Annotated in this window: 7 protein-coding genes and 6 pseudogenes; 1 reads left to right on the top strand and 12 read right to left on the bottom strand. The window is 42.8% G+C overall.

The window, feature by feature from the left end; all coding sequences use genetic code 11:
* Positions 1-14: 14 nt before the first annotated feature.
* A pseudogene (locus tag DXA05_RS09660) lies at positions 15-3960 on the top strand (two-component regulator propeller domain-containing protein).
* A gap of 153 nt (positions 3961-4113) precedes the next feature.
* On the opposite strand, the gene fsa reads toward DXA05_RS09660, so the two are convergent.
* The 12 genes and pseudogenes from fsa to DXA05_RS09720 form a co-directional block, all read right to left on the bottom strand.
* Positions 4114-4770, bottom strand: a complete 657-nt coding sequence (gene fsa, locus DXA05_RS09665) for a fructose-6-phosphate aldolase (protein ID WP_128859112.1) — start codon at positions 4768-4770, stop codon at positions 4114-4116.
* Positions 4771-4837: 67 nt separating this feature from the next.
* Positions 4838-5890 carry a class I fructose-bisphosphate aldolase gene (locus tag DXA05_RS09670; protein ID WP_049703513.1) on the bottom strand — a complete coding sequence of 351 codons (1053 nt, stop codon included), beginning with the start codon at positions 5888-5890 and terminating at the stop codon, positions 4838-4840.
* A 27-nt stretch (positions 5891-5917) separates the two neighbouring features.
* Positions 5918-6663, bottom strand: a pseudogene (gene gpmA / locus DXA05_RS09675) (2,3-diphosphoglycerate-dependent phosphoglycerate mutase).
* A gap of 308 nt (positions 6664-6971) precedes the next feature.
* Positions 6972-9459: pseudogene (locus tag DXA05_RS09680) on the bottom strand (zinc-dependent metalloprotease).
* A gap of 16 nt (positions 9460-9475) precedes the next feature.
* The gene (locus DXA05_RS09685; RefSeq protein ID WP_087317781.1) at positions 9476-10903 is read right to left on the bottom strand and encodes a RagB/SusD family nutrient uptake outer membrane protein; all 1428 of its coding nucleotides are present in this window, start codon (positions 10901-10903) and stop codon (positions 9476-9478) included.
* A 22-nt stretch (positions 10904-10925) separates the two neighbouring features.
* Positions 10926-14518 (bottom strand): annotated as a pseudogene (locus DXA05_RS09690) (SusC/RagA family TonB-linked outer membrane protein).
* Between the two features lie 19 nt (positions 14519-14537).
* A complete protein-coding gene (locus DXA05_RS09695) occupies positions 14538-15605 on the bottom strand; it encodes a FecR family protein (protein ID WP_128859113.1) in 1068 nt (355 codons plus the stop codon).
* 641 nt (positions 15606-16246) lie between these two features.
* The gene (locus DXA05_RS09700; RefSeq protein ID WP_008026044.1) at positions 16247-16762 is read right to left on the bottom strand and encodes a sigma-70 family RNA polymerase sigma factor; all 516 of its coding nucleotides are present in this window, start codon (positions 16760-16762) and stop codon (positions 16247-16249) included.
* A gap of 95 nt (positions 16763-16857) precedes the next feature.
* On the bottom strand, positions 16858-18324 hold the full coding sequence (locus DXA05_RS09705) for an ATP-binding cassette domain-containing protein (protein WP_128859114.1): 1467 nt from the start codon (positions 18322-18324) through the stop codon (positions 16858-16860).
* 117 nt (positions 18325-18441) lie between these two features.
* Positions 18442-18884 (bottom strand): annotated as a pseudogene (locus tag DXA05_RS09710) (VOC family protein).
* Positions 18885-18944: 60 nt separating this feature from the next.
* A complete protein-coding gene (locus DXA05_RS09715) occupies positions 18945-21086 on the bottom strand; it encodes an alpha-glucuronidase family glycosyl hydrolase (RefSeq protein WP_128859115.1) in 2142 nt (713 codons plus the stop codon).
* Between the two features lie 303 nt (positions 21087-21389).
* Positions 21390-22366 (bottom strand): annotated as a pseudogene (locus DXA05_RS09720) (glycoside hydrolase family 43 protein).
* Between the last annotated feature and the right edge of the window lie 40 nt (positions 22367-22406).

The raw sequence follows: 22406 nt of genomic DNA on the forward strand, positions 1-22406 counted from the left end.
ACTGACCTGATCTCATGAGAACAAAAACCTTTTTACTACTATGCATTGCATTTATCACACTGTTTATCGGCGGTTCCCCTCTTCAAGCCGGTCATTATTACTATAAGCAAATCTCCCTAAAAGATGGTCTTCCCTCTACCGTGAGATGTATTTTAACGGACAAACAAGGATTTGTATGGATTGGAACCCGTTCCGGATTAGGGAGATATGACGGACACGAACTTAAAAAATATATTCATCAGGCAAATAACCCTCATTCCATTCCTCACAATTTAATCTACCAGATGATAGAAGACGAACAAAACAATATCTGGATTCTGACAGACAAAGGAGTGGCACGTTATCAGAGGCAAAGCGATGACTTTTTTATACCGACTGATGAGACAGGAAATAATATCATCGCCTATTCCGCCTGCCTGACTGATAACGGAGTGTTATTCGGTTCGAAAAATAAAATCTTTTTCTATAATTATCAGGATACCTCTTTACGCCTCCTACAAACATTTGACTTAGAACCCAATTATAATGTGACTCTACTAAATCTATGGGATAAACACACATTACTCTGTTGCAGCCGGTGGCAAGGACTACTCCTGCTCGACCTGAATACCGGAAAATGCCGACGTCCTCCTTTCGATTGCGGAAAAGAAATTATGAATGTACTCATAGACTCACAAAAAAGAATCTGGGTAGCTCCCTACAATGGAGGCTGAACTGTCTGACACGCGACGGTAAACTACTGGCTACATATACTACCCACAACTCCTCTTTAAGCAACAATGTCATACTAAGCCTCGCCGAACGGGAAGGAGAAATCTGGATTGGAACAGACGGAGGAGGCATTAATATTCTCGACCCGGAAACAAGACGTTTTTCGCTGTTGGAGCATATGCCCGGAAGTGACAACTACTCACTCCCCGCTAACTCTATTTTATGTCTATACAACGACTGCAACAATAATATGTGGGCAGGTAGCATCCGTAACGGACTAATCAGCATCCGGGAAGTTTCCATGAAAACGTATACAGATGTACCTCCCGGCAACGACCGCGGACTAAGCAACAATACCGTTCTAAGTCTTTTCCAAGAATCCCAAGACCAAATTTGGGTCGGTACAGACGGAGGAGGCATCAACAGCTTTAACCCACTCACAGAGAAATTTATCCATTACCCTTCCACCTGGGAAGACAAAGTAGCCTCTATCTGCCAGTTTACTCCCGGCAAATTATTAATTTCTCTTTTCTCACAGGGAGTATTTATTTTCAACCCGGCAACAGGAGAAAAACAGCCTTTCACCATTGTTGACGCTAAAACGACAGCACTCTTGTGCAATCGAGGCAAGGCTGTAAATCTACTTCGGAACACTCATCACAATATTCTGTTCCTTGGAGAACATATCTATATCTATGATTTGAATACACGTACTTTCACCGTTATAGAACAAGAAGAGCAGGAAATTATCGGTGCTCTCTTACCGATCGACAATTATAAGAATATCACTTATCTAAATGATACGAAGCACATATATGAACTGGACAACCATACCAACCGACTGAAAGCCCTGTACAGATGTTGGAAAGATACAACAATCAACTCTGTTGCACGAGACGAAGAGGGAAATTTCTGGATTGGAAACAACTACGGGTTGGTACACTACAATCCTGCCACCCAAATACAGACACCGATCCCGACCTCTCTATTTAGTGAAATCACATTGATCGCATGCGACCAGCAAGGAAAAGTATGGATAGGAGCCGACAGTATGCTTTTCGCCTGGCTCATCAAAGAGAAAAAATTCGTTCTATTCGGTGAATCAGACGGTGTAATCCAAAACGAATATCTCTCCAAACCTCGTCTATTAAGTATGCGGGGAGACATCTACATGGGTGGAGTGAAAGGGTTACTGCATATTAACAGCAAAATACCATTAACCACTTCCGAACTTCCCCAACTCCAATTATCAGATGTCATCATTAATGGAGAGTCAGTAAATAACGAATTAACGAATCATCCAACAGGGATTTCTGCTCCCTGGAATAGCAATATCACTATTCGAATCATGTCGAAAGAGAAAGATATTTTTCGACAGAAAGTGTACAGATACCAAATAGAGGGGCTGAATGACCAGCAAATCGAATCATACAATCCCGAACTGGCCATACGTTCACTTCCTCCGGGAAGTTATAAAATCATGGCATCCTGTACCGCCAAGGATGGTAATTGGATTCCCAGTCAGGAAGTACTGGAACTAACCATTCTCCCTCCCTGGTATCGGACATGGTGGTTTATTCTTTGTTGCGCCGTTTTTATTGCTGCCGCTATTATCGAAGCTTTCCGAAGAGCATGGAAACGTAAAGAAGAGAAGTTAAAGTGGGCAATGAAAGAACATGAGCAACAGGTATATGAAGAAAAAGTACGTTTTCTTATTAATATCAGTCATGAGTTGCGTACACCTTTAACGTTAATATACGCACCACTTAACCGGATGTTGAAGTCCCTTTCTACCGAAGATACACAGTATTTGCCAATAAAAGCGATCTACCGTCAAGCGCAGCGAATGAAAAACCTTATTAATATGGTACTCGATGTACGCAAGATGGAGGTTGGCGAAAGCAAATTGCAGATACAACCGTATGCTCTCAATCAATGGATTGAACATGTATCCCAAGATTTCATCAGCGAAGGTGAAGCAAAGAGCGTCCGTATCCGTTATCAGCTTGATCCAGATATCGATACTGTAAGTTTTGATAAAGATAAGTGTGAGATTATTCTAAGCAATCTACTTATCAATGCCTTGAAACACAGTCCGCAGGATGCAGAAATAACAATTATGTCGGAGTTGCTTTCCGAAAGAAATAGCGTACGTATCTCCATCATTGACCGGGGAAACGGATTGAAACAAGTAAATACACAGAAACTCTTCACCCGTTTCTATCAGGGTACAGGAGAGCAGAGCGGCACAGGGATCGGATTGTCTTATTCCAAGATTCTGGTGGAACTACACGGAGGTTCCATTGGTGCGCAAGATAATCAGGATGCCGGTGCGACATTCTTCTTTGAACTGCCCTTGAGACAACAATCGGAAGAGATTATCTGCCAACCGAAAGCGTATTTGAACGAATTGATGAGTGACGATAGTAAAGAACAACAACCGGAGGAAGATAATTTCGACACGAGTCCTTACAGTGTTTTAGTAGTGGATGATAATCCGGACTTGACGGACTTCCTGAAAAAGTCACTGGGAGAATATTTCAAACGGGTAGTGATTGCTTCGGATGGTGTGGAAGCCCTTCAACTGACCAAAAGCCATGCCCCGGATATTATCATCAGCGACGTGATGATGCCGAGAATGAGTGGATATGAACTATGCAAAAATATAAAGGAAGATATTACGATCAGTCACATTCCTATCGTTCTGCTGACAGCAAGAGATGATAAACAAAGCCAGTTGAGTGGTTACAAGAACGGGGCGGATGCTTATCTGACTAAACCTTTTGAGATAGAAATGCTGATGGAAATCATTCGCAACCGGTTGAAGAACCGTGAATCTATCAAAAAGAGATATTTGAATACAGACTAGTCCCTGCGCCGGAAGAAAGCACCTTTAGCCAGGCAGATGAAACATTCCTGTTGAAACTGAATAAAATTATCCTGGAGCATTTGGATAGCAGCCATCTGGATGTCACTTTTATCTGCAAAGAGATAGGTATGAGCAGAGCCTCCCTTTACAATAAGCTGAAAGCTCTGACCGATATGGGAGCCAATGATTACATTAATAAATTCCGGATGGAAAAAGCAATCACGTTAATCACCAGTACGGACCTGTCGTTCACGGAAATTGCCGAGAAGGTCGGTTTTACTACTTCACGCTATTTCAGTACGGCTTTCAAACAATATACTGGAGAAACGCCGACTCAATACAAAGAAAAGCAGAAACAGGAAAGGAAAAAAGAGCAATAAGAAGCTACGCGGAAAATAAATATTTTTTAGGTACGGATTACACAGGTTTCACTTCTTTTTATAGTTGTTTTATGATAACTATCATTTTAAAAACCGTGAAATCCATGTAATTCGTGCCTAACATTTTAATATATTGCAAGTTTCATTGCTTACTCAACCATTGACTTTTTTATAGTCTTCCAAGAACTTCTTCAATCCCGAGTCAGTCAGCGGATGATTGAGCAATCCTTTAATAGCGCTCAACGGGCAAGTAGCAACGTCAGCTCCTATTTCTACACATTCGATAATGTGTTTCGTATTACGGATGGAAGCAGCCAATACCTGTGTTTTATAGTCATACGTACGATACATGCGTACGATATCTCCCACAAGCCTTACTCCATCTTCACAAATATCGTCCAGACGGCCGACAAAAGGTGAAACATACGTAGCTCCGGCTTTAGCTGCCAGCAATGCCTGCCCTACTGAAAAGACTAATGTACAGTTCGTGCGGATTCCCTTTTCCGTAAAATGCTTGATAGCTTTAATGCCATCGGCAATACAGGGAACTTTTACTACAATATGCGGATTGAGCGCGGCAAGTTCTTCGCCTTCACGAATCATTCCTTCATAATCGGTTGCTATCACTTCGGCACTTACATCTCCGTTGACGATCTCGCATATTTTAATATAATGCTCACGCTGATTCTGCGTTCCTTTGATACCTTCTTTCGCCATCAGCGAAGGGTTGGTAGTCACTCCGTCAAGTACTCCGAGGTCATAAGCCTCCTGGATTTGCTCCAAATTAGCTGTGTCAATAAAAAACTTCATACTCTTAATTTTTAATGGTTAACGATCTAATAGTCAAAGATAAGAATTTATTTTTATTCATCCCTGATTAAGCAATCGTAATTGACGAATCAAGATATACATCCTGAATGGTATTCAATAATTCCACCCCTTCGTTCATTGGTTTCTGGAACGCTTTACGTCCGCTAATCAATCCCATACCACCGGCACGTTTGTTGACAACGGCTGTAATGACAGCATCACGCAAATCTGATTCTCCGTGAGATTCTCCACCGGAGTTAATCAAACCAACGCGTCCCATATAGCCATTGGCAACCTGGTAACGGCAAAGGTCAATCGGGTGTTCGGAAGCCAGTTCGGTATACATACGTTCGTCTACCTTGCCGAAGCCGATGGCTTTGAAACCACCATTGTTAGTAGGAAGTTTCTGTTTTACGATATCAGCTTTAATAGTCACTCCCAGACGGTCGGCCTGTCCTGTTAAATCGGCAGCCGCATGATAATCGACAGCACCTTTCTTGAAATCATTATTACGCAGGTAACACCAAAGAATGGTTGCCATCCCCAGTTCGTGAGCATATTCAAAAGCTTCGGCAATCTCCACGAGCTGACGGCGACTCTGTTCCGAACCGAAATAGATGGTGGCCCCTACCGCTACCGCTCCCATATTCCAGGCCTCTTTGACTGTACCAAACAGTACTTGGTCGAAAGTGTTGGGATAAGAAAGTAGTTCATTGTGATTCAACTTGACGATGAAAGGTATTTTATGGGCATATTTACGTGCTACGGAACCAAGGATACCAAAGGTAGAAGCGACTCCATTACAGCCTCCTTCAATAGCCAGTTTCACGATATTCTCCGGATCGAAATAGATCGGATTGGGAGCAAATGATGCTCCGGCAGTATGTTCGATGTCCTGATCGACAGGAAGTATGGATACATAACCGGTATTTGCCAGGCGACCATGTCCCAACAGCGTTTGCAGACTGTTCAATACTCTGATGTTCCGGTCCGAATCAATCCATACTTTATCAATTGTATCGGGAGACGGAACGTGAATCAGTGATTTATCAATGGTTTCGCAAGTGTGGTCCAGGTAATAACAGGCCTTATCTCTTAATAATTCTACTACTTTACTCATAACTTCATTTTTTAATGTGTAACTTTTCTATTTTTTCTTTCCCTGATTGGCTACTGCTTCCATCAGTTTTTTGATCTCTTCCGGGTTTCCCAGGAAATAGTCGTTGGCCACGTTCAGGTTTTCATCAAACTCAAAAACGTAAGGCACAGCAGTAGGCAGATTCAGTTTTATGATATCTTCATCGGAGATATTTTTCAAATGTTTTATGATACCCCGCAGGCTATTACCATGAGCCACAACCAATAAAGTATGGGCCGTTTTCAGGCTGGGGAATATATCACTTTCCCAGTAAGGCATGATACGTTCAATGGTATCTTTCAATGATTCGGTACGAGGTAACTCCACGTCGGGCACTTCATGATAACGGTAATCAAAACGCGGGTTTCTCAAATCACTCTCCGAAAGCGGATTGGGAGCTATATCATAGCTACGACGCCACACGAGCACTTGTTCTTCTCCATATTTCTCGCAGTCTCGGCTTTATTCAATCCCTGCAATTCACCATAATGCTTTTCATTCAGGCGCCAGTTTTTCTCTACAGGTATCCAGTCCAGATTCATCTTATCGAGAACACAGTTCAAGGTTTTCACCGCACGCTTCAAATAGGAAGTATAAGCCTTATCGAAATTGAAACCATATTCTTTCAATGTCTCTCCGGCTTTTTCTGCTTCGGCAACTCCCTTTTCTGTCAGATCGACATCTGTCCAGCCTGTGAAGCGGTTTTCTCTATTCCATGCACTCTCTCCGTGACGAAGTAATACTATCTTTTTCATTTCTAAAATTCTCCTTTCTTCTTTTTATATATACAACAGATTGTTTCTTCACAAAGTTCACTAGAAAACAAATAGTTATCAATACCCAGAAATAATGATTCTTTCTGCAAAGAAGCGGGATGCAGTAATCAGGGACATAAAAAAATACCCTCCTCTAATTCTAAGCTTGCATTATGGATGATAATTCATCAAAGCAAGGTTATCGTTAGAGAAGAGTAAGTCTGTTAAAGTAAAAAAGAGAGAGTTTATATATACAAGAAAATCTGTTCTACTTTTCTGTTCTTTTTAAAAAGTTCCACTGTTGAAGTCTACACATCAGCATCTTTTCCATAATAGGTTTCTTTCGTTTTTTTGATGTTCCGCAGCAAAGATGAATAGTGGCGATAGTTCATATCTCCTTCCTTACAAGCTGCCAACTGTTCCTTTACATGCTCTTCAATCTTGTCCAGATGTTTCTCCATAAAGAGTTGAATATCAGAACGGGTGACTGTCATATTCAAACTTGTATTATCTTTCTCATTAGGTTTAATCACACGCCCTACAAACGACAGATAAGTCCGGTGTGTTTGACGACGGAAATTGTTCTCCAACTCATTAGGATCGTTCAACGGTTTCCATACAGCAACAAATACGTCATTCAAATACTCGTCCAGTGAATACGGTTCGGGTACGCTGAAGGAAGTTGAATAGATATTGTGAAGCATTCCCGGCGCAAGCAACAAGCTAACGCAGAACTCTGCCGGTCGCTAATTTCATCTACCGCTTTCAGGCCTACACGACTTACCACTTCGTCCGGATAGAGCCAGAGGGGAGCTACGAACAAGTTACGTCCCAACCATTCAACAACCTCTTTTTGTATACTACGCGGCACATAATCACGTCCTTTGCTATCCGGCACATTTTTGGTATAACGGCCTCCCAGATTTTTCTGTACTTGCAACGTATACTTCAGGTATTGGACGCGAACTGAATTATAGATAGTATTCAAGTCGTCATACTGACCGTCGGGTTGCGCCGTCCAAGTCAGAATGTTCTCCATCACTCTTTTCAGATTCTTGATACCATATTCATTAGCCTTCATATTATTGTCGCCCAAATCTTCGCTTTGGCTGCGCGGGTCAGAGCCTTTTCCTTCATCACCGATAAACAATAAACGATGGTCTCCTTTCAGTTTCTTGGTAACTTCGGTGCGTAATGCCGCTTTCTCTTTAAAGGGGTCTTTAAATTCTGGACGATATTGATATCCCCATTTTATAGCCCATTTATCATAATCGCCAATGCGAGGGAAAAGTCCTTTTTCTGAAATCCGGTCTTCAGGCTGTGCCACATAATTGAATCGTGCATAGTCCATGATTGATACCGTATGACCGTTGGCTTCCACCCAGGCTTTATCACGTAACTTCTCTACCGGAGTAGCTGAACTGGCAGCCATATTGTGACGCAAACCGAGTGTGTGTCCTACTTCATGCGAGGAGACAAACTGAATCAGAGTTCCCATTAATTTGTCATCAAAGGTCATTGATTGCGCACGTTTATCCAAAGGTCCGCACTGCACCATATACCATTTCTTAAGTAGGTTCATCACGTTATGATACCAACAGATATGACTTTCCATTATTTCTCCGCTACGCGGATCTACAATACGCGGTCCGTAGGCATTCTCTGTTTCCGAAGGCAAATAACGCAATACACTATAACGTGCATCATCCAAGCTCATTGTGGGATCGTCCGGCCACTCTTTGGCAATAATGGCATTTTTAAATCCGGCTGCTTCAAAAGCAACATTCCAATCGTTCACACCGGCTTTAAGATAAGGGATCCATTTCTTGGGTGTCGCCGGGTCTATATAGTATACAATAGGGCGTTTCGGTTCAGTGAGTTGCCCTCGACGATAACGTTCCGGGTCTTTCGGTTCCAACCGATAACGCTGAATGATAGCTCCACGCGATGTGACTTGCTGTTCATCAGAGAATTCTGTCACCGGATTCTGAAAAAAGCCGACCCGTTCATCTGCCAGTCTCGGCTGCATCGGCTCTTTAGGCAACATTACCATACTGGTATTCAGTTTCACAGTCACTGATCCTGTTGCCGCAGCCGGCAGTTTGCCGGAAGTTATGTTGTAAGTACGCAAAGTTACTACTTCCACATTAATAGGATAGGTCTTTATAGTATCCATAAATGTACGATCCTGAACTAAAGAACCAATACCAAGAATAGAACGGTCACTTGATGTAAAGCCACAGGTCTTGTTATCACTTAAAAGGAACTTGGAGACGTTGACAAGCTGTGCCCGAGTCTCCGGATTTCTACCGATAACATCAAACTTACCGATAACCGGATCTACAGTAGACTGCTTCAACGCCTCTGCTATCTTATCACCCGGGCGGGCAAACTGCGACTGCACATATTCACGTAAGAAGAGAGTTTTATCATTATGTTGTTCCCAATAAACCACACTTCGGTTCACTTCTTCTCCACTAAGCATTTTAAATCCTTGCGGAACAGCTTTAAAGCGGGTAACAACCAATAACAATCGTCCCAATAAAGAATCCGGTACTTCAAAATACCAGTCATCTTTGATGTGACGGATCGTGAACATACCCTCACATTCACTTCCTCCATCTTTCAACAGTTTCTCGTAAGCGGTAGCCTTCTTGACAGTGTCTTTTTTGACCGTATCTTCATGAACTACCAGATTTTTGGTCCATACTCCAGCGGAAGTTTACCACCGGCATACACTCCAACACATTGCAGTGTAAGGAGTATGTATGCCGCCATCATTAAAATTTTTCGCATCGCTTTTCTATCTATTTTATTCGTTAGTATTTAGTGTCAAATTGGGATTCTTCTCACGGGCAGCTACTGGGAACGGGATGATGTACAAACGTGAATCCGGTTTCAATGTATATATTTTCTGTTCTACGGTCGTAGTTACCAGCGGAAAAGTACGGGTAATCGTCTTTGCATAGTCGGCTTCCGTATTGAACCGTTTCAAATCCCAGAAACGGCTGAATCCAAAGAGCAACTCTTTACGACGCTCGTTAATGATTTCCTGCATCATCTCACGCTGTGTAGCCGGTTCCGGAAGCACAGCTTCACTTCCTTTGATTCGTTTTTCACGTAACTGATTCAACACTTCAACGGATCCGGACAAATCGTTCAAACGTGCCATCGCCTCTGCCAAAATCAAATAAACTTCGGCTGTACGCATACCTACAGCCATGTATTGAAACTTAGAATAGGTAAGGGCAGTGTTCCATAAAGCAGCTCCAGAACCCTCGTCAAAATAATACTCAAGATTACCGGTCGTTTTGAAGAACAGGTTCAAACGCTCGTCATTATCTCCGAAAAGCTGTACCAGTTCCGGACTAATCATGCCATAGGTATAAGCAGGATTGTCCGAAGTGCTACCCATATAAGCATAATTCAACACTTCCGGATTGCCACCTTTGGCATAAGTTGAAACCTTAGTCGGCCCCCCTACGGCATCCAAAGCTATATAATCTATCAAGGCATTGTTCCGTTTCAAAGATTCCTCCGCCGCATCCTTAGCCTTTTTCCAGTCACGGTGGAACAAGTAAACGCGTGCCGCCAATGCATAGCCGAATGCTTTCGACGGATGATATACATTCACCGGTTCTTCCTGCAGATAAGGTAACGCATCCTCGATATCCTTGATGATAAAGTCATAGACTTGGGCAACAGTAGCTTTGGTAGGAGTCGCTTCCAAGTCATATTCGCTGACAATAGCAATACCACCGTCAGTGGCTGCTGTCTCCGGATTATAGGCTTTAGCGAATGTATTCACCAGAATAAAATGATCCCACGCACGCATGATTTTTGCTTCCGCTTTAGCCAGTTCCTTCACATCCTTGTCACCTGTACTATGATCTACCAATGAAATCACGATATTAGAGCGTAAGATGTATTGATAACAGTTTGCATACAGATTATTATCACTTAATTCTTTACGGTCGGCATCCTCATTAAAAGTCATATTGATTCCATCAGAGGAAAGATATTCCTTGCCGATAATATTCGATTCTTTTGACCAGACATTATCACTCAACAAAGCAAAAGACGACGGATAATAACTCCGGTTCGGCAAAGCCACCAATTCATAATAAGTCTCGGTAGAGTCCACAGTCTTCTTTCCTGTAGGGGTAATATCCACGTAATTCTCACAAGCTGCAAATCCCAAGATAAGCAGAACCGACAATATATAAAGCAATTTACGCATATCCTATATTCTTTTTAATAAATTAGAAACTTGTTGATAATCCGATAGAATAAGTCTTGGGTGAAGCCATGCCGCGTGTGCCGCTGTTCAATCCGTAGCTTTCCGGGTCAATGTCGCTTCCTGCCTTACACCAGGTAAACAGGTTGTTCACTTGCAACTTCAAATTCAATGAATTAAGCCGGATTTGACGGCAGATACTAGACGGCAAACTATACCCCAGACTCAAGCTACGCAATTTCACATAACCAGCATCTTTCACATTGATATCACCATATTGCCACCAATCCTGGAAAGTACTTGCGTAAGTTTTAACCTTTGTGGGCATATCAATATACATACGTACATTTGCATCCGGCGCATCCGCACTCCAACGGTTGGTTATGTCTTTCAACGTCTGGCTTCCCACCTGGTCACTCATACTTACCACACTATTACGCAGTTTGTTACCGCCTGCATACACAAAGAAAGCATTCAAGGCAATTCCCTTGTAGCTAAGTCTCAAGGACACTGCTCCATTGAATTTCGGAGTCAGCGAGCCAAGATTTACAAGATTCTCAGTACCTTTCAGTGACGATCCGGTAGTAATATTGGCAACCGTACCATCCTCGTTGAACGTCACCAGGTCATTCCCATCTTTGTCCACCGCTACCGGATATCCATTTTCAATGCGGTCGATACGGTAAGCCCAAAGCGTATTATAACTGGTTCCTTCCATAAAGTAGTTCTGCGGGCTCATAATGAAACTTGTCGAAGTGTCCGAATCACTATGATCCACCTTTAACATCTTGTTCTTGTTATGGGCAAAGTTGAAATCAACGGCAAAGTTCCAGTCCTTCTTCCTGATGAGATTGGCAGTAAGAGAAAATTCGATACCCCGGTTACGCATCTCACCGTTGTTCACTACACGTGATTTAGCTCCCAATGTAGGATCCATGTAGCGGCGTACAAGCAAATCAGATGAGTGGCGGTTGTAATACTCCAAGCTACCATTGACTAAATTATTGAAAAGACGGAAATCCAGTCCCACATTATAAGTGGCTGTTTTCTCCCAACGGAGTTTCGGGTTCGGAAGATCATCATCATCATAAGTCAGGTATGTCGTCTTGATCGGATTGCTCTGGGTCTTCTGCTTTACTACAAAATAGGTAGTCGAACTCTGATCCACATTACCGTTGATACCATAGGTCATACGTGCTTTCAGGAAGTCGAGCCAAACAATATCTTTCATAAATGGCTCTTCCGACATAATCCAGGACGCACCGACAGACCACAAGGGATGACGCTGGTTACGGATATCAAGTCCGAACAAGTCCGCCTGATCCCAGCGGATACTTCCGGATACATTATAACGGGACAGATAAGAATAGCTTGCATTGGCATAAAAAGATGCATAACGATGGCGTGATTCTTGCAACGTAGGCGACAGGCTACTCAAAGTAATCGTATTGCCGGAAAGTGCACTGGTTCCTACACCGTCACGGTATGCCTGCCAATCTATAATGTCAGAAGTCAGTGTCTGAGGATCGTATCCATACATTAATTGCCGTGTAGGTTTCGGAATCTTATTTTCCCTGAATTCAAGTCCGGCAATGGCAGTCACTGTATGATTCTTCCAACTTTTGTCAAAGTCTATCTGGTTACGTACAGTATAACGGTTACTGCTCAACTCATTTTGAAAGAACCGTCCGCCTTTCGGCATTGCCGAATTTCCATTCGTATCAATCATAGAGTTGTACGTCATACGCATCAGATAGGAGTCTTCCGCATCAAACACTTCACTCTTGCTATGATTCCATTCATATTGATACATGAAGTTATATTTAAACATCTTCAGGAATCGTGCCTGCAAACTGACAAACGGGCGGATGCTGACATTGCGTGATTTGGTACCGCCTTCACCCAATGCGTCAAGCACATTGAAACCAAATGTTTTATAAGGTGAAACACCTTCCGCCTTGCTCACGACACTGCCATTGTAAGCTCCACCCGAATATCCGCTTACATTCACATAAGGAGAATTATAACGGTTACCATCGGCATCCATTATTCTTTCATAACGTTGTTGCATAGTGTAACTGGTAAACAGGGTATTCGGTGTATCGCTACTTCCCAGACGGGCGTCCACCCCGGCATTCACATTCAGCCAACTGGTTATGGCATAGTTCGACTTATAATACAAGGAGAATTTATTCCTTTTATCATTTATCGTACGCCCCTTGTCATTTTCATAATTGAACGAAAGGAAGTGATTGTTTTTTCCGACTTTCTGCGATACGGACACATTATAACGCTGAGTTACAGCCGTGCGCCAGGCATTGTCACGATATTCTTTATAATAGTCATTATTACGCCACTGATTTAATGTGGCTTCGACTTCACTATTACTTAGTGTACCATTCTCCCGATCCAGATAAAGTTGGAACAACGGATTATAGTAGCCTGCCTTATAGCTGGACAAAAAACCGGATGCACTGCCTGATTCGGCTACATTCGCATCAAACACAGCTGTTTGATAATCAATAATGTCGCTTGTAGAAGCCAGGTTCAAACTGTTGAAATTCGGTTTGCTGGTGATGAACCAATCAGCATTGATATTCACATGCGCCCCCTCTTCTTTGGCCTGTTTGGTAACTACCACAATAATGCCGTTTGCAGCCAAAGCACCATAAATACTGGCTGCCGCCGCATCCTTCAAGACAGTAATACTCTCTACATTATAAGGATTTATCTCACTCAAAGTCAGGTCGGTCGGCATATCATCTACGACGATCAACGGCATTGTGCCTACCTTATCTGAGAACGTACCTCTACCGCGAAGGATAGGGCTCATATCCCCGTTATTCGGATTGATATCCATACGCAGACCGGCTATTTGTCCTTCCAGAGACGAAGTCAGGTCAGTGTGCATCTGCTTGTCAGTTGTTCGGAATCTATAAAGCCGAAAGAGGCAGTAGAACGTTCACGGCTAATGCGCTGATAACCCGTCACTACAACATCTCCCAATTGCTGTTTATCTTCATGCATAATCACATTGACATGAGTACGCCCTTTAATAGATACCTTTTCTGTTTGCATACCGACAAAAGAAACTTCCAATGTGTGGGTTTCCTCCATCACTTTACAAGTGAAATTTCCTTTGATATCGGAAATAGCTCCAAACGGGCTGTCGATTCCCCGGATATTCGCACCTGGCAACGGTTCCCCTTTTTCATCCACTACCCGCCCTTCGATGTTCCTGACTTTACGAGTAGTCGATGCAGGCTTCACTTTACGGACAGTGATAAAATGTTGTTTCACCTCATATTCAAAAGGTTTCCCTTCCAGTATTTTCTGAAGTGCCGCCAAAGGTGCCAACTGATGTATGCTTACGCTTACCCGGTACGCTCCGACATCTTCACTAGGAAAATTCACCTTATAACCGGACACATTGCTAAACTGCTTCAAAGCCTCTCCCAATGGCGCTTCCTTTAGTTCCAAAGAAATCAATTTGCTATCCGTATTTTGTGCCCGTCCATGCAGGGCAATTACAAACATCAGCAATAAGAAGGCGGCTTTCATCCATACGACCTTTCTCATTGCCTTTTTGCGAGACAATGTAATTTGTTGCTTTTTCATAAGAGTTGTATTTGTAAAGTTATATATGTTTAATCGTAATAGTCCCGTCCTGATATTCTACACGTACTTTTTCCAGTTTATTCAGCAGTTCCACTGCCTCGTCCAAATGAGCGTTGCGGTTCGCCCAAAAGTTCAGGCGGATATTGTATAGTTCCACCCGTTCAAAGTCGACGTTCACGTTGTACCATCTGCCCAAAGAACTCATAATTTCTTCCAGTGACGAATCTTCAAAATAGAACATTCCTTCTGTCCATGCCGTATAGGTAGCTATGTTGACACGCGATATTTTCTCTTCTCCGGTTTCCGTATAAGTCAAGTCCTGTCCGGGTTGAAGCACTACGGACGTAAGGCTGTTCGTGTTGGTCACTTGCACTTTTCCCTGCACCAATGTCACGTGGCGGTCTTCTGTTGCGTATGAACGTACATTGAATTTAGTACCCAGTACATGGGTATCCATGCCGTCCGCACTTACGATAAAGGGACATTTTTCATCCTTTGCCACTTCAAAGCAGGCTTCACCTTTCAACTCTACCCGTCGTTCCTTCCCGTTGAATGCGACAGGATAGCGCAGGCTACTTTCAGCATTTATCCACACTTTAGTCCCGTCGGACAGTACCAATAGGAAACTTTTTCCACGTGGTGTAGTCAACGTTTGGCAGCAGGTGGTATCCGGCGTCAATGTTTTCCATTCTTTGATGTCCATCACACTGTCTTCCAACAGTTGTTGTTCATGATGGCCGTCCATTTGCAGCATCACATGTTCTCCACTGACAGTTGCGACAAAGAATCGCACCGGTTCCTCTTTTTTTATAAAGAAAGAAGGAAGTAAAGAAGGTATAAGAAAGGCCAAAACCAAAACGGCAGCCACAGCAGAAGCCGCTACCCAAATACGTGTTTTCGTTTTTGCCTTACGTCTCCTATCCAGGCTTTCACGCATCACAGCTTCCTTGCAAGCCATCAGGTCAAGAAATAGTTTCTTGTTTTCAGGTACGCTAATCCACTGGTTGAACTCTTCCGTCTCCCTTAGTCTCGGTTCCTGTATCGCACGCAATGCATAATCTGAATTCTGGTCTGGATTTTCCATCATAATAATCAACTGTTTATCTTAATACGTAGAGCCAACCGAAATTAATGACACCTATGAGAGATTTTTTTTCTTGATGGAAATTCAGAAGAACAAAAGATGAAGCCTGTATACCAATGACGATAACACACAAATGAACTATTCCAATGGCTCACAGGTTTCACCATTGAGATGAACAACTATAAATCAGACATTTATGGTGAAGGAAAGCAGAAAAACAAAGCAAACAACCCTTCACATCCTTCACCTCTTTTTCATATGCTATGAGCTAAAGTAAATATGCTATAAGCAAAAAAGAATATGCTATAAGCAAAAACAAATTAGCTTATAGCAAATGACCCGTTGGGTATTAACTTTTGAGTTATCAAGTATTAACTATTGAGCTATAAGGTATTAACTCTTGAATTATCAGGTATTAATACCTTGTTTACAGGAGATATATACCGTGCGTATTGGACATATAGACCCAATATGTTAGACATATAGATCCAACACGTCAGACATATATGCCCAACAAATCCATATAAGTGCGTGAAGGGTGTGAAGGGTTATTTACTTTGTTTTTCCTACTTCCATTCACCATAAATATCTGACTTATAACCATTCAGCTAAAGAGTGAAACCTGTGAAGAGCAGGATTCCACATTAAACTGTAATAAGTAAAAAGACACTCAATCGTTTACGGAGTATTTTCAAAGCCCGGGCAATGTGAGTTCTGACTGTATTATCACTGATATTTAATATCTCACTAATTTCCGCACATTTCTTTTCATTCAGAAAAAACTCTTCCACTACTATGCGCATTTGCGGCGCCATCTGGCGGATACTCTCCTGCATCCGGTCTATTTTATCTTCGTAGTCCCGATACTCTTTGGCAGTCCAACCGCTATAAAGTTCTTCCAAGTATCTTTCCGCATTCCGGTTCACTACATTCTGATGACGTATGTGGTCAATGCAACGGTTTTTCACCATGACATAAAATAAAGGCAGCAAATCAGTCTTCCCTTCAAACTGCTCGCTGTTTTCAAGTACTGAGCAAAACACATCACTCAATACATCCTTTGCACTTTCTCCGTCATTCAGCAGATTATATGCATGAATATAGAGCTTTTGCCAATATTTCCTATACAATACAGCTATGGCATTTTGGCTACTATTCATATCTTTGTGGTTACTTTTTGCATTTAATTAAGCACAAAGATAACCAAATAACACAAAAAGCAATCAATTCATTAAAAAATATTAGAAATCATATTCTAATATATTAACGTATCATTTCTTTTCAAGAAGATGCGGTTTGTAATCGTATCCGGAAGTTCTGATTCATAATGTGTTACCATAATCATCGTCTTATCTTTACGTTTGCAGAAGGCTTCGATCACCTTTTTGACCCGACGACGATTGTAAGTATCCAATCCATGAAGCGGTTCGTCCAAAATCAGTAATTCCGGATCTTTGACGAAAGCACGTGCCAACAGAGCCAGACGTTGCTCCCCACTGGAAAGCTGCAAGAAAGGTTTATCTTTCAAACCGGCAATGCCGAATATATCCATCCACCACTCACAGACAGCCATCTGCTCCGGTTGGGGACGTTTGTACAGTCCGATACTGTCGTGCAGTCCGCTGGCTACGATTTCAATAGCCGGCAAGTTTTTGAGATAAGCACGATGCATCTCGGGACTTACATATCCGATGTGTTTCTTGATTTCCCAAATACTTTCTCCAGTTCCCCGTTTGCGTCCGAAAAGGCTGATGTCGCAAGCGTATGATTGTGGATTATCCGCACAAACCAAACTCAATAATGTAGACTTTCCTGCACCATTCTCCCCACTCAACGCCCATTTCTCCCCACGATGCACTGTCCAGTCCAGTTCGTTCAGAATAGTGCGGTCGCCATAGCGGATACTTACCTTATTCAGTTTCACCACTTCGTCCGAGTCATAGTTGTTGCCGTCATAAGGCAAATCAATAATCCGTTTCTGCAATTCATCGAAAGAAGTAGTTGTGTCTCTGTTGCGGAAAGCAGTCAGGTAGGCTTCGCGTTCCATCTTGGAAAACACTTCCATTTTATCAACAGGGATAACGTGAGTGATAAAGGAAGGTATATCATCCATCATGGAAAGCACCAGAATAATCTGGACGGAAGACATTTTTGTCAGACGTTCAAGCAAAGAGAATAACAATTCGCGGGTAGGCGCATCCAGTCCGATAAACGGATTATCCATTATCAGAACGCGGGGGGCTGTCAACAGTGTCTTTGTGAGCTGGAATTTACGCAGTTCACCACTTGAAAGAAGGATTATCTTTTTATCAAGAAGAGGTTCGATGCGGAAGAGCTCGAACAGTTCATTTTTCAGTTGTTCGTCTTTAATCTCTCCCAACATTTCGCGGACGTCCGGCGTTTCATCCTGGTCGTGCGCATTCCAACGCTGTTGGTAGTAATAATTGGCATCTGCCGCTCCATAAGTATCACGGAACGCGATATATTTCACATTATCATAAACAGTTTGAGTAGCGGAAAGGGAAAAGTCATACTGGAGTGTTCCTTCACGTAGCGGATATTTTCCGATTAATGTATCTACAAAAAGGCTCTTGCCACCCCCATTGGGACCTACAATGGCTATATGTTCGTTCGCTCCGATAGTTGCCGTGATAGGTTTGGCTAAACGCACAAGCGGGTTGCGTGCTACGCCCCCCGCCATGCAGAATGTATTTTGGATCATATTCTTATATTCTGTTTTATTTTTGACCGCAAAGGTAACAATTTTATCACAGAATAAGCACTTTTCTTGTCTATTTACAGGAAAACCGTATTAAAAGTTCCTTTTTAGCAATATCCCTTATTGAAATTTCTTATCTTCTTCGAGAAGCTCCTGGCTAAATTTCTCCGGCGACAGAGGGGTAAAGAGTTCTATAAGATTTTCTTCGGGGTCGCGCAGATACAAGGTACGCATCCCCCAATCGGGCATATCCGTAGGTTCACTGATAAACGTCACGCCTTTGGCTTTTAGGGCGACAAAGGTTTCGTCTACGTTATCTACATAGAATGAAACCATTAATTTTTCACGCATCGCAACGGGTTGCTGCTTATCTGCATTGCCTACCGAAGACGCCATCCAGTCGGATACAAAAAGGGCGAAGCTTCTATTCCGTCGGCTACTTTAAAACTGGCGTATCCGCTATTTTCATCTCCCCAAGCAGGTTCCAGTCCGAGTTGTTCGGTGTAGAATTTGAAGCATTTGGCGAAGTCTTTCACTAATAATCTTACGTTGCTGAATTTCATTGTTTGCTAATTAATGGTTTGTTATTTGTTTCTTATAATCAAGATACAAATATAATCATTCTATCGGGTAAATCCGTAAGGCGGACATTCAAAATTAGTGATATTCAGTTTGTATTCCATCATATCTTTCAATTCATGCACCGGACGTTCCAGTTCATAAGGTATCGGCTGCTTGCTGAATTGCTGGAAATAGAGCAAGCAGGCATCTTTCCACCACACTGCGTCACGTGTCTGAATCTTCAACCGGTGCTGTACGTCACGGAAACGTTCCGGGTCGATGTATTTCTCCATAGGCGCCCATAACTTCTGGAAGTTTCTGGTTTCTTGCACCCCACGGTCATAAGCATAGCACAACTCCGCCCAAAGTGTACGCCCGCTCTTCATCCGATGATTCCAGGGAACATGGTGAAACCAAAGAAGCAGGTTTTCGGGACAAGTATCTACATTATCCAGTTGTTCGCATAAAGGAGAGTGATATTGTGCGGTCGCATTGCTCCCTTTGCTGCTGCGGTCGAATCCGATACCGCCGTCATCTGCCCTATGGTAATAAGAAGGCATCCAGTCGGGACGGGCACCGGGAATATCACACCAAGGCTCGGGCCCGTAATGATGTCCCCATGCAAAGATGTGATGCAGTCCTAACGGCATCATATAATCTACTACTGCTTCCCTCGACTCTTGGAGAAGTTGAGAGTTGAGAAGGGAGAGTTGAGAGTGAAGTTGTTGTCTCTCTTTGGGAGATATTTCATTGACGGAATCGTTGTACGGCTGTAAGGCAACCGGAAGAAAAGTTTGCCTCAACCATTCTTCACCGATCTGCTCGGAAGAAAGTGAATGTTTCCATGCCAAACGACCGAAAGCATACCAGTTGGCTTGGGCAAAAGGATGTCCGCACCAATTGATGTCATCACCGATATTGGTGACACCGGCAATAGCCGTCAATGAATGGGGGAACAAGGAGCCGTCCGTCACACGGGCGATGGTAGAGCCTGCGCCTTGTACGTAAGTGTCGCTGTCCAGACATTCTTTCCACATGGGAGCGAGAAAAACGAGGTGGTTGGAGAATCCCAGATATTCCTGTGTTATCTGAAATTCCGGCATCACAGGTGTTTTCTTCATGGCTCCGAATAACGGGCTGAACGGTTCACGGGGCTGGAAATCAATCGGGCCGTTCTTTATCTGTACAATCACATTGTCGCGGAACTTTCCGTCCAAAGGTTCAAATTCAAGATAGGCTTGTTTGGCCCGATCGCTGTCCGTGGGCGAGTAAACGAAAGCACGCCACATGACGATGCCGCGATAAGGTTTCAATACATCGGCAAGCATGTTCGCCCCTTCAGCATGAGTACGCCCGTAGTCACATGGTCCGGGTTGTCCTTCGGAGTTTGCTTTCACCAAAAAGCCTCCGAAATCGGGTATCAGCGAATAGATATCTTTGGCTTTTTTCTTCCACCAGGCAATCACCTCTTTATCCAACGGATCGGAGGTGGATAAACCACCTAAAGCTGCCGGGGAAGAAAAGTTAATTGAAAGATATATTTTCAAACCATAAGGACGGAAGATGTCTGCCAGAACTTTGACTTTCTGCAAATAATCATCAGATAGTATCTTAGGACTTGCATTGACATTGTTTATCACAGTAGCATTAATACCGATGGAAGCATTGGCGCGTGCATAAGCTTCATAACGGGGAGAAACAACCGACGGGAGTTCGTCCCATTTCCAAAGCGAATGTCCGGCATAGCCACGTTCGATTGTACCGTCTAGATTGTCCCAATGATTCAAGACGCGAATCCGGTAATCCGGTTTTTCGGAGACATTTAAAGACTTCAATGTTGATTCGGATAATTGCCCGGTGGCTTGCAGACGAAGCAGATGATAAGTTCCGTAAAGTATTCCTTGCTCACCGGAAGAAGTGATTGTCAGATGGTTACCATCTTTAGAAGCGCGGATGATGTATCCGTCATTTCCTAATGCACGCAGTTCCTTATTTTTCTGTATTTCCAGCGTTATGGGGATTCCTCCCTGCCAGAAGTTCCGCAATTCGGAAACGGCGATATTTAATGTAGGAGATTGTTTCTTATTCATTATTATTGCTTTTGCTCCCGTTGAATAACGAAGCCACAAAGCGCTCCCATCTTCTGCATAAACAGAGAAAAGGCTGAAAAACAGGACAAATGTCAATATAGATATAATCCTCATAAGTAATAGTTCAAAATTCGTTTCATAAATGGGAATTTAGCGGTTAAATGGGAATTTTGCAGTTAGGCTAAAATCCTTACAATTATATATTTATTGGGGTGCCCTGAAAGGGTTTAATTACATAGCGTAGGGCAACGCCCTACGAAAAAGACACACCAGCCACAAGCCCTGAAAGGGCGGAACCGTATACAAAATTATGCCCTTTCAGGGCGCAAATTCAGATTGTCGTTTTTACGTAGGGCGTTGCCCTACGCTATATAATTAAGCCCTTTCAGGGCACTCCGCAAAATTATCATTTGTCGACTATTCATCCAGTCCTTCAATCGTGATGATTTTTCCATCAGCATCGTATTGCAGTTCACAGACTTTTAAGCTACGAAGCCAGGTTTTCCCTTCGGAAGGTACGCAATCGTGATGGAACAGATACCATTTTCCTTTGAACTCAACAATAGCATGATGAGTAGTCCATCCCACTACCGGAGTCAGGATAACTCCTGATAAGTAAATGGTCCGTATGGGTTGTCACCTATCGCGTAACAAAGTAGATGGGTATCGCCTGTAGAGTAAGAGAAATAATATTTCCCATTATACTTATGTACCCAGGAAGCTTCGAAGAAACGACGTTCTGTATCTCCTGCTGTCAGAGGTTTACCGTTTTCATCCAGAATGACTAACGGACGCGGTTCTTCCGCAAACTCCATCATATCATCACTCAAACGAACAACACGGGATGGCAAAGCCTCCTCCTCTCCTTCGGGTAAAATGGCTGATTCCAATGCTTTATTATTCCGGTAACGTTGAAGCTGTCCACCCCACAGTCCGCCAAAATACATATAATAATTACCATCTCCATCATTCCAGACAGCCGGATCAATACTGTAACTTCCTTTCATCGGGTTTGCTTCCGGAACAAAAGGTCCGTATGGTTTATCGCTCACAGCTACTCCGATACGGAATATGTCATTTTGGTCTTTCAATGGAAAATACATATAGTATTTGCCGTCTTTAAAAGCAACATCACAGTCCCAAAGCTGACGGCCCGCCCAAGGAATATCTCCTGTAGAAAGTACAACCCCATGGTCAGTAATCTCTCCATTCATTACATCATCCATAGAATACACATGGTAATCTTTCATATTGAAATGATCTCCATTATCATTTTCGGCAATACCACTCTCCCAATCATGCGAGGGATAAATGTAAAGTTTGCCATCAAACACGTGTACGGCAGGATCAGCCATATAATCACCGGGAACTAAATATCTTTTTTCTGTTTTCATGGTTTTATTCTTATTGCAACAGTTCTAAATTAATTTTATA

It is taken from the genome of Bacteroides sp. AM54-2NS (assembly GCF_003602935.1).
GTDB classification, from domain to species: Bacteria; Bacteroidota; Bacteroidia; order Bacteroidales; family Bacteroidaceae; genus Bacteroides; species Bacteroides xylanisolvens.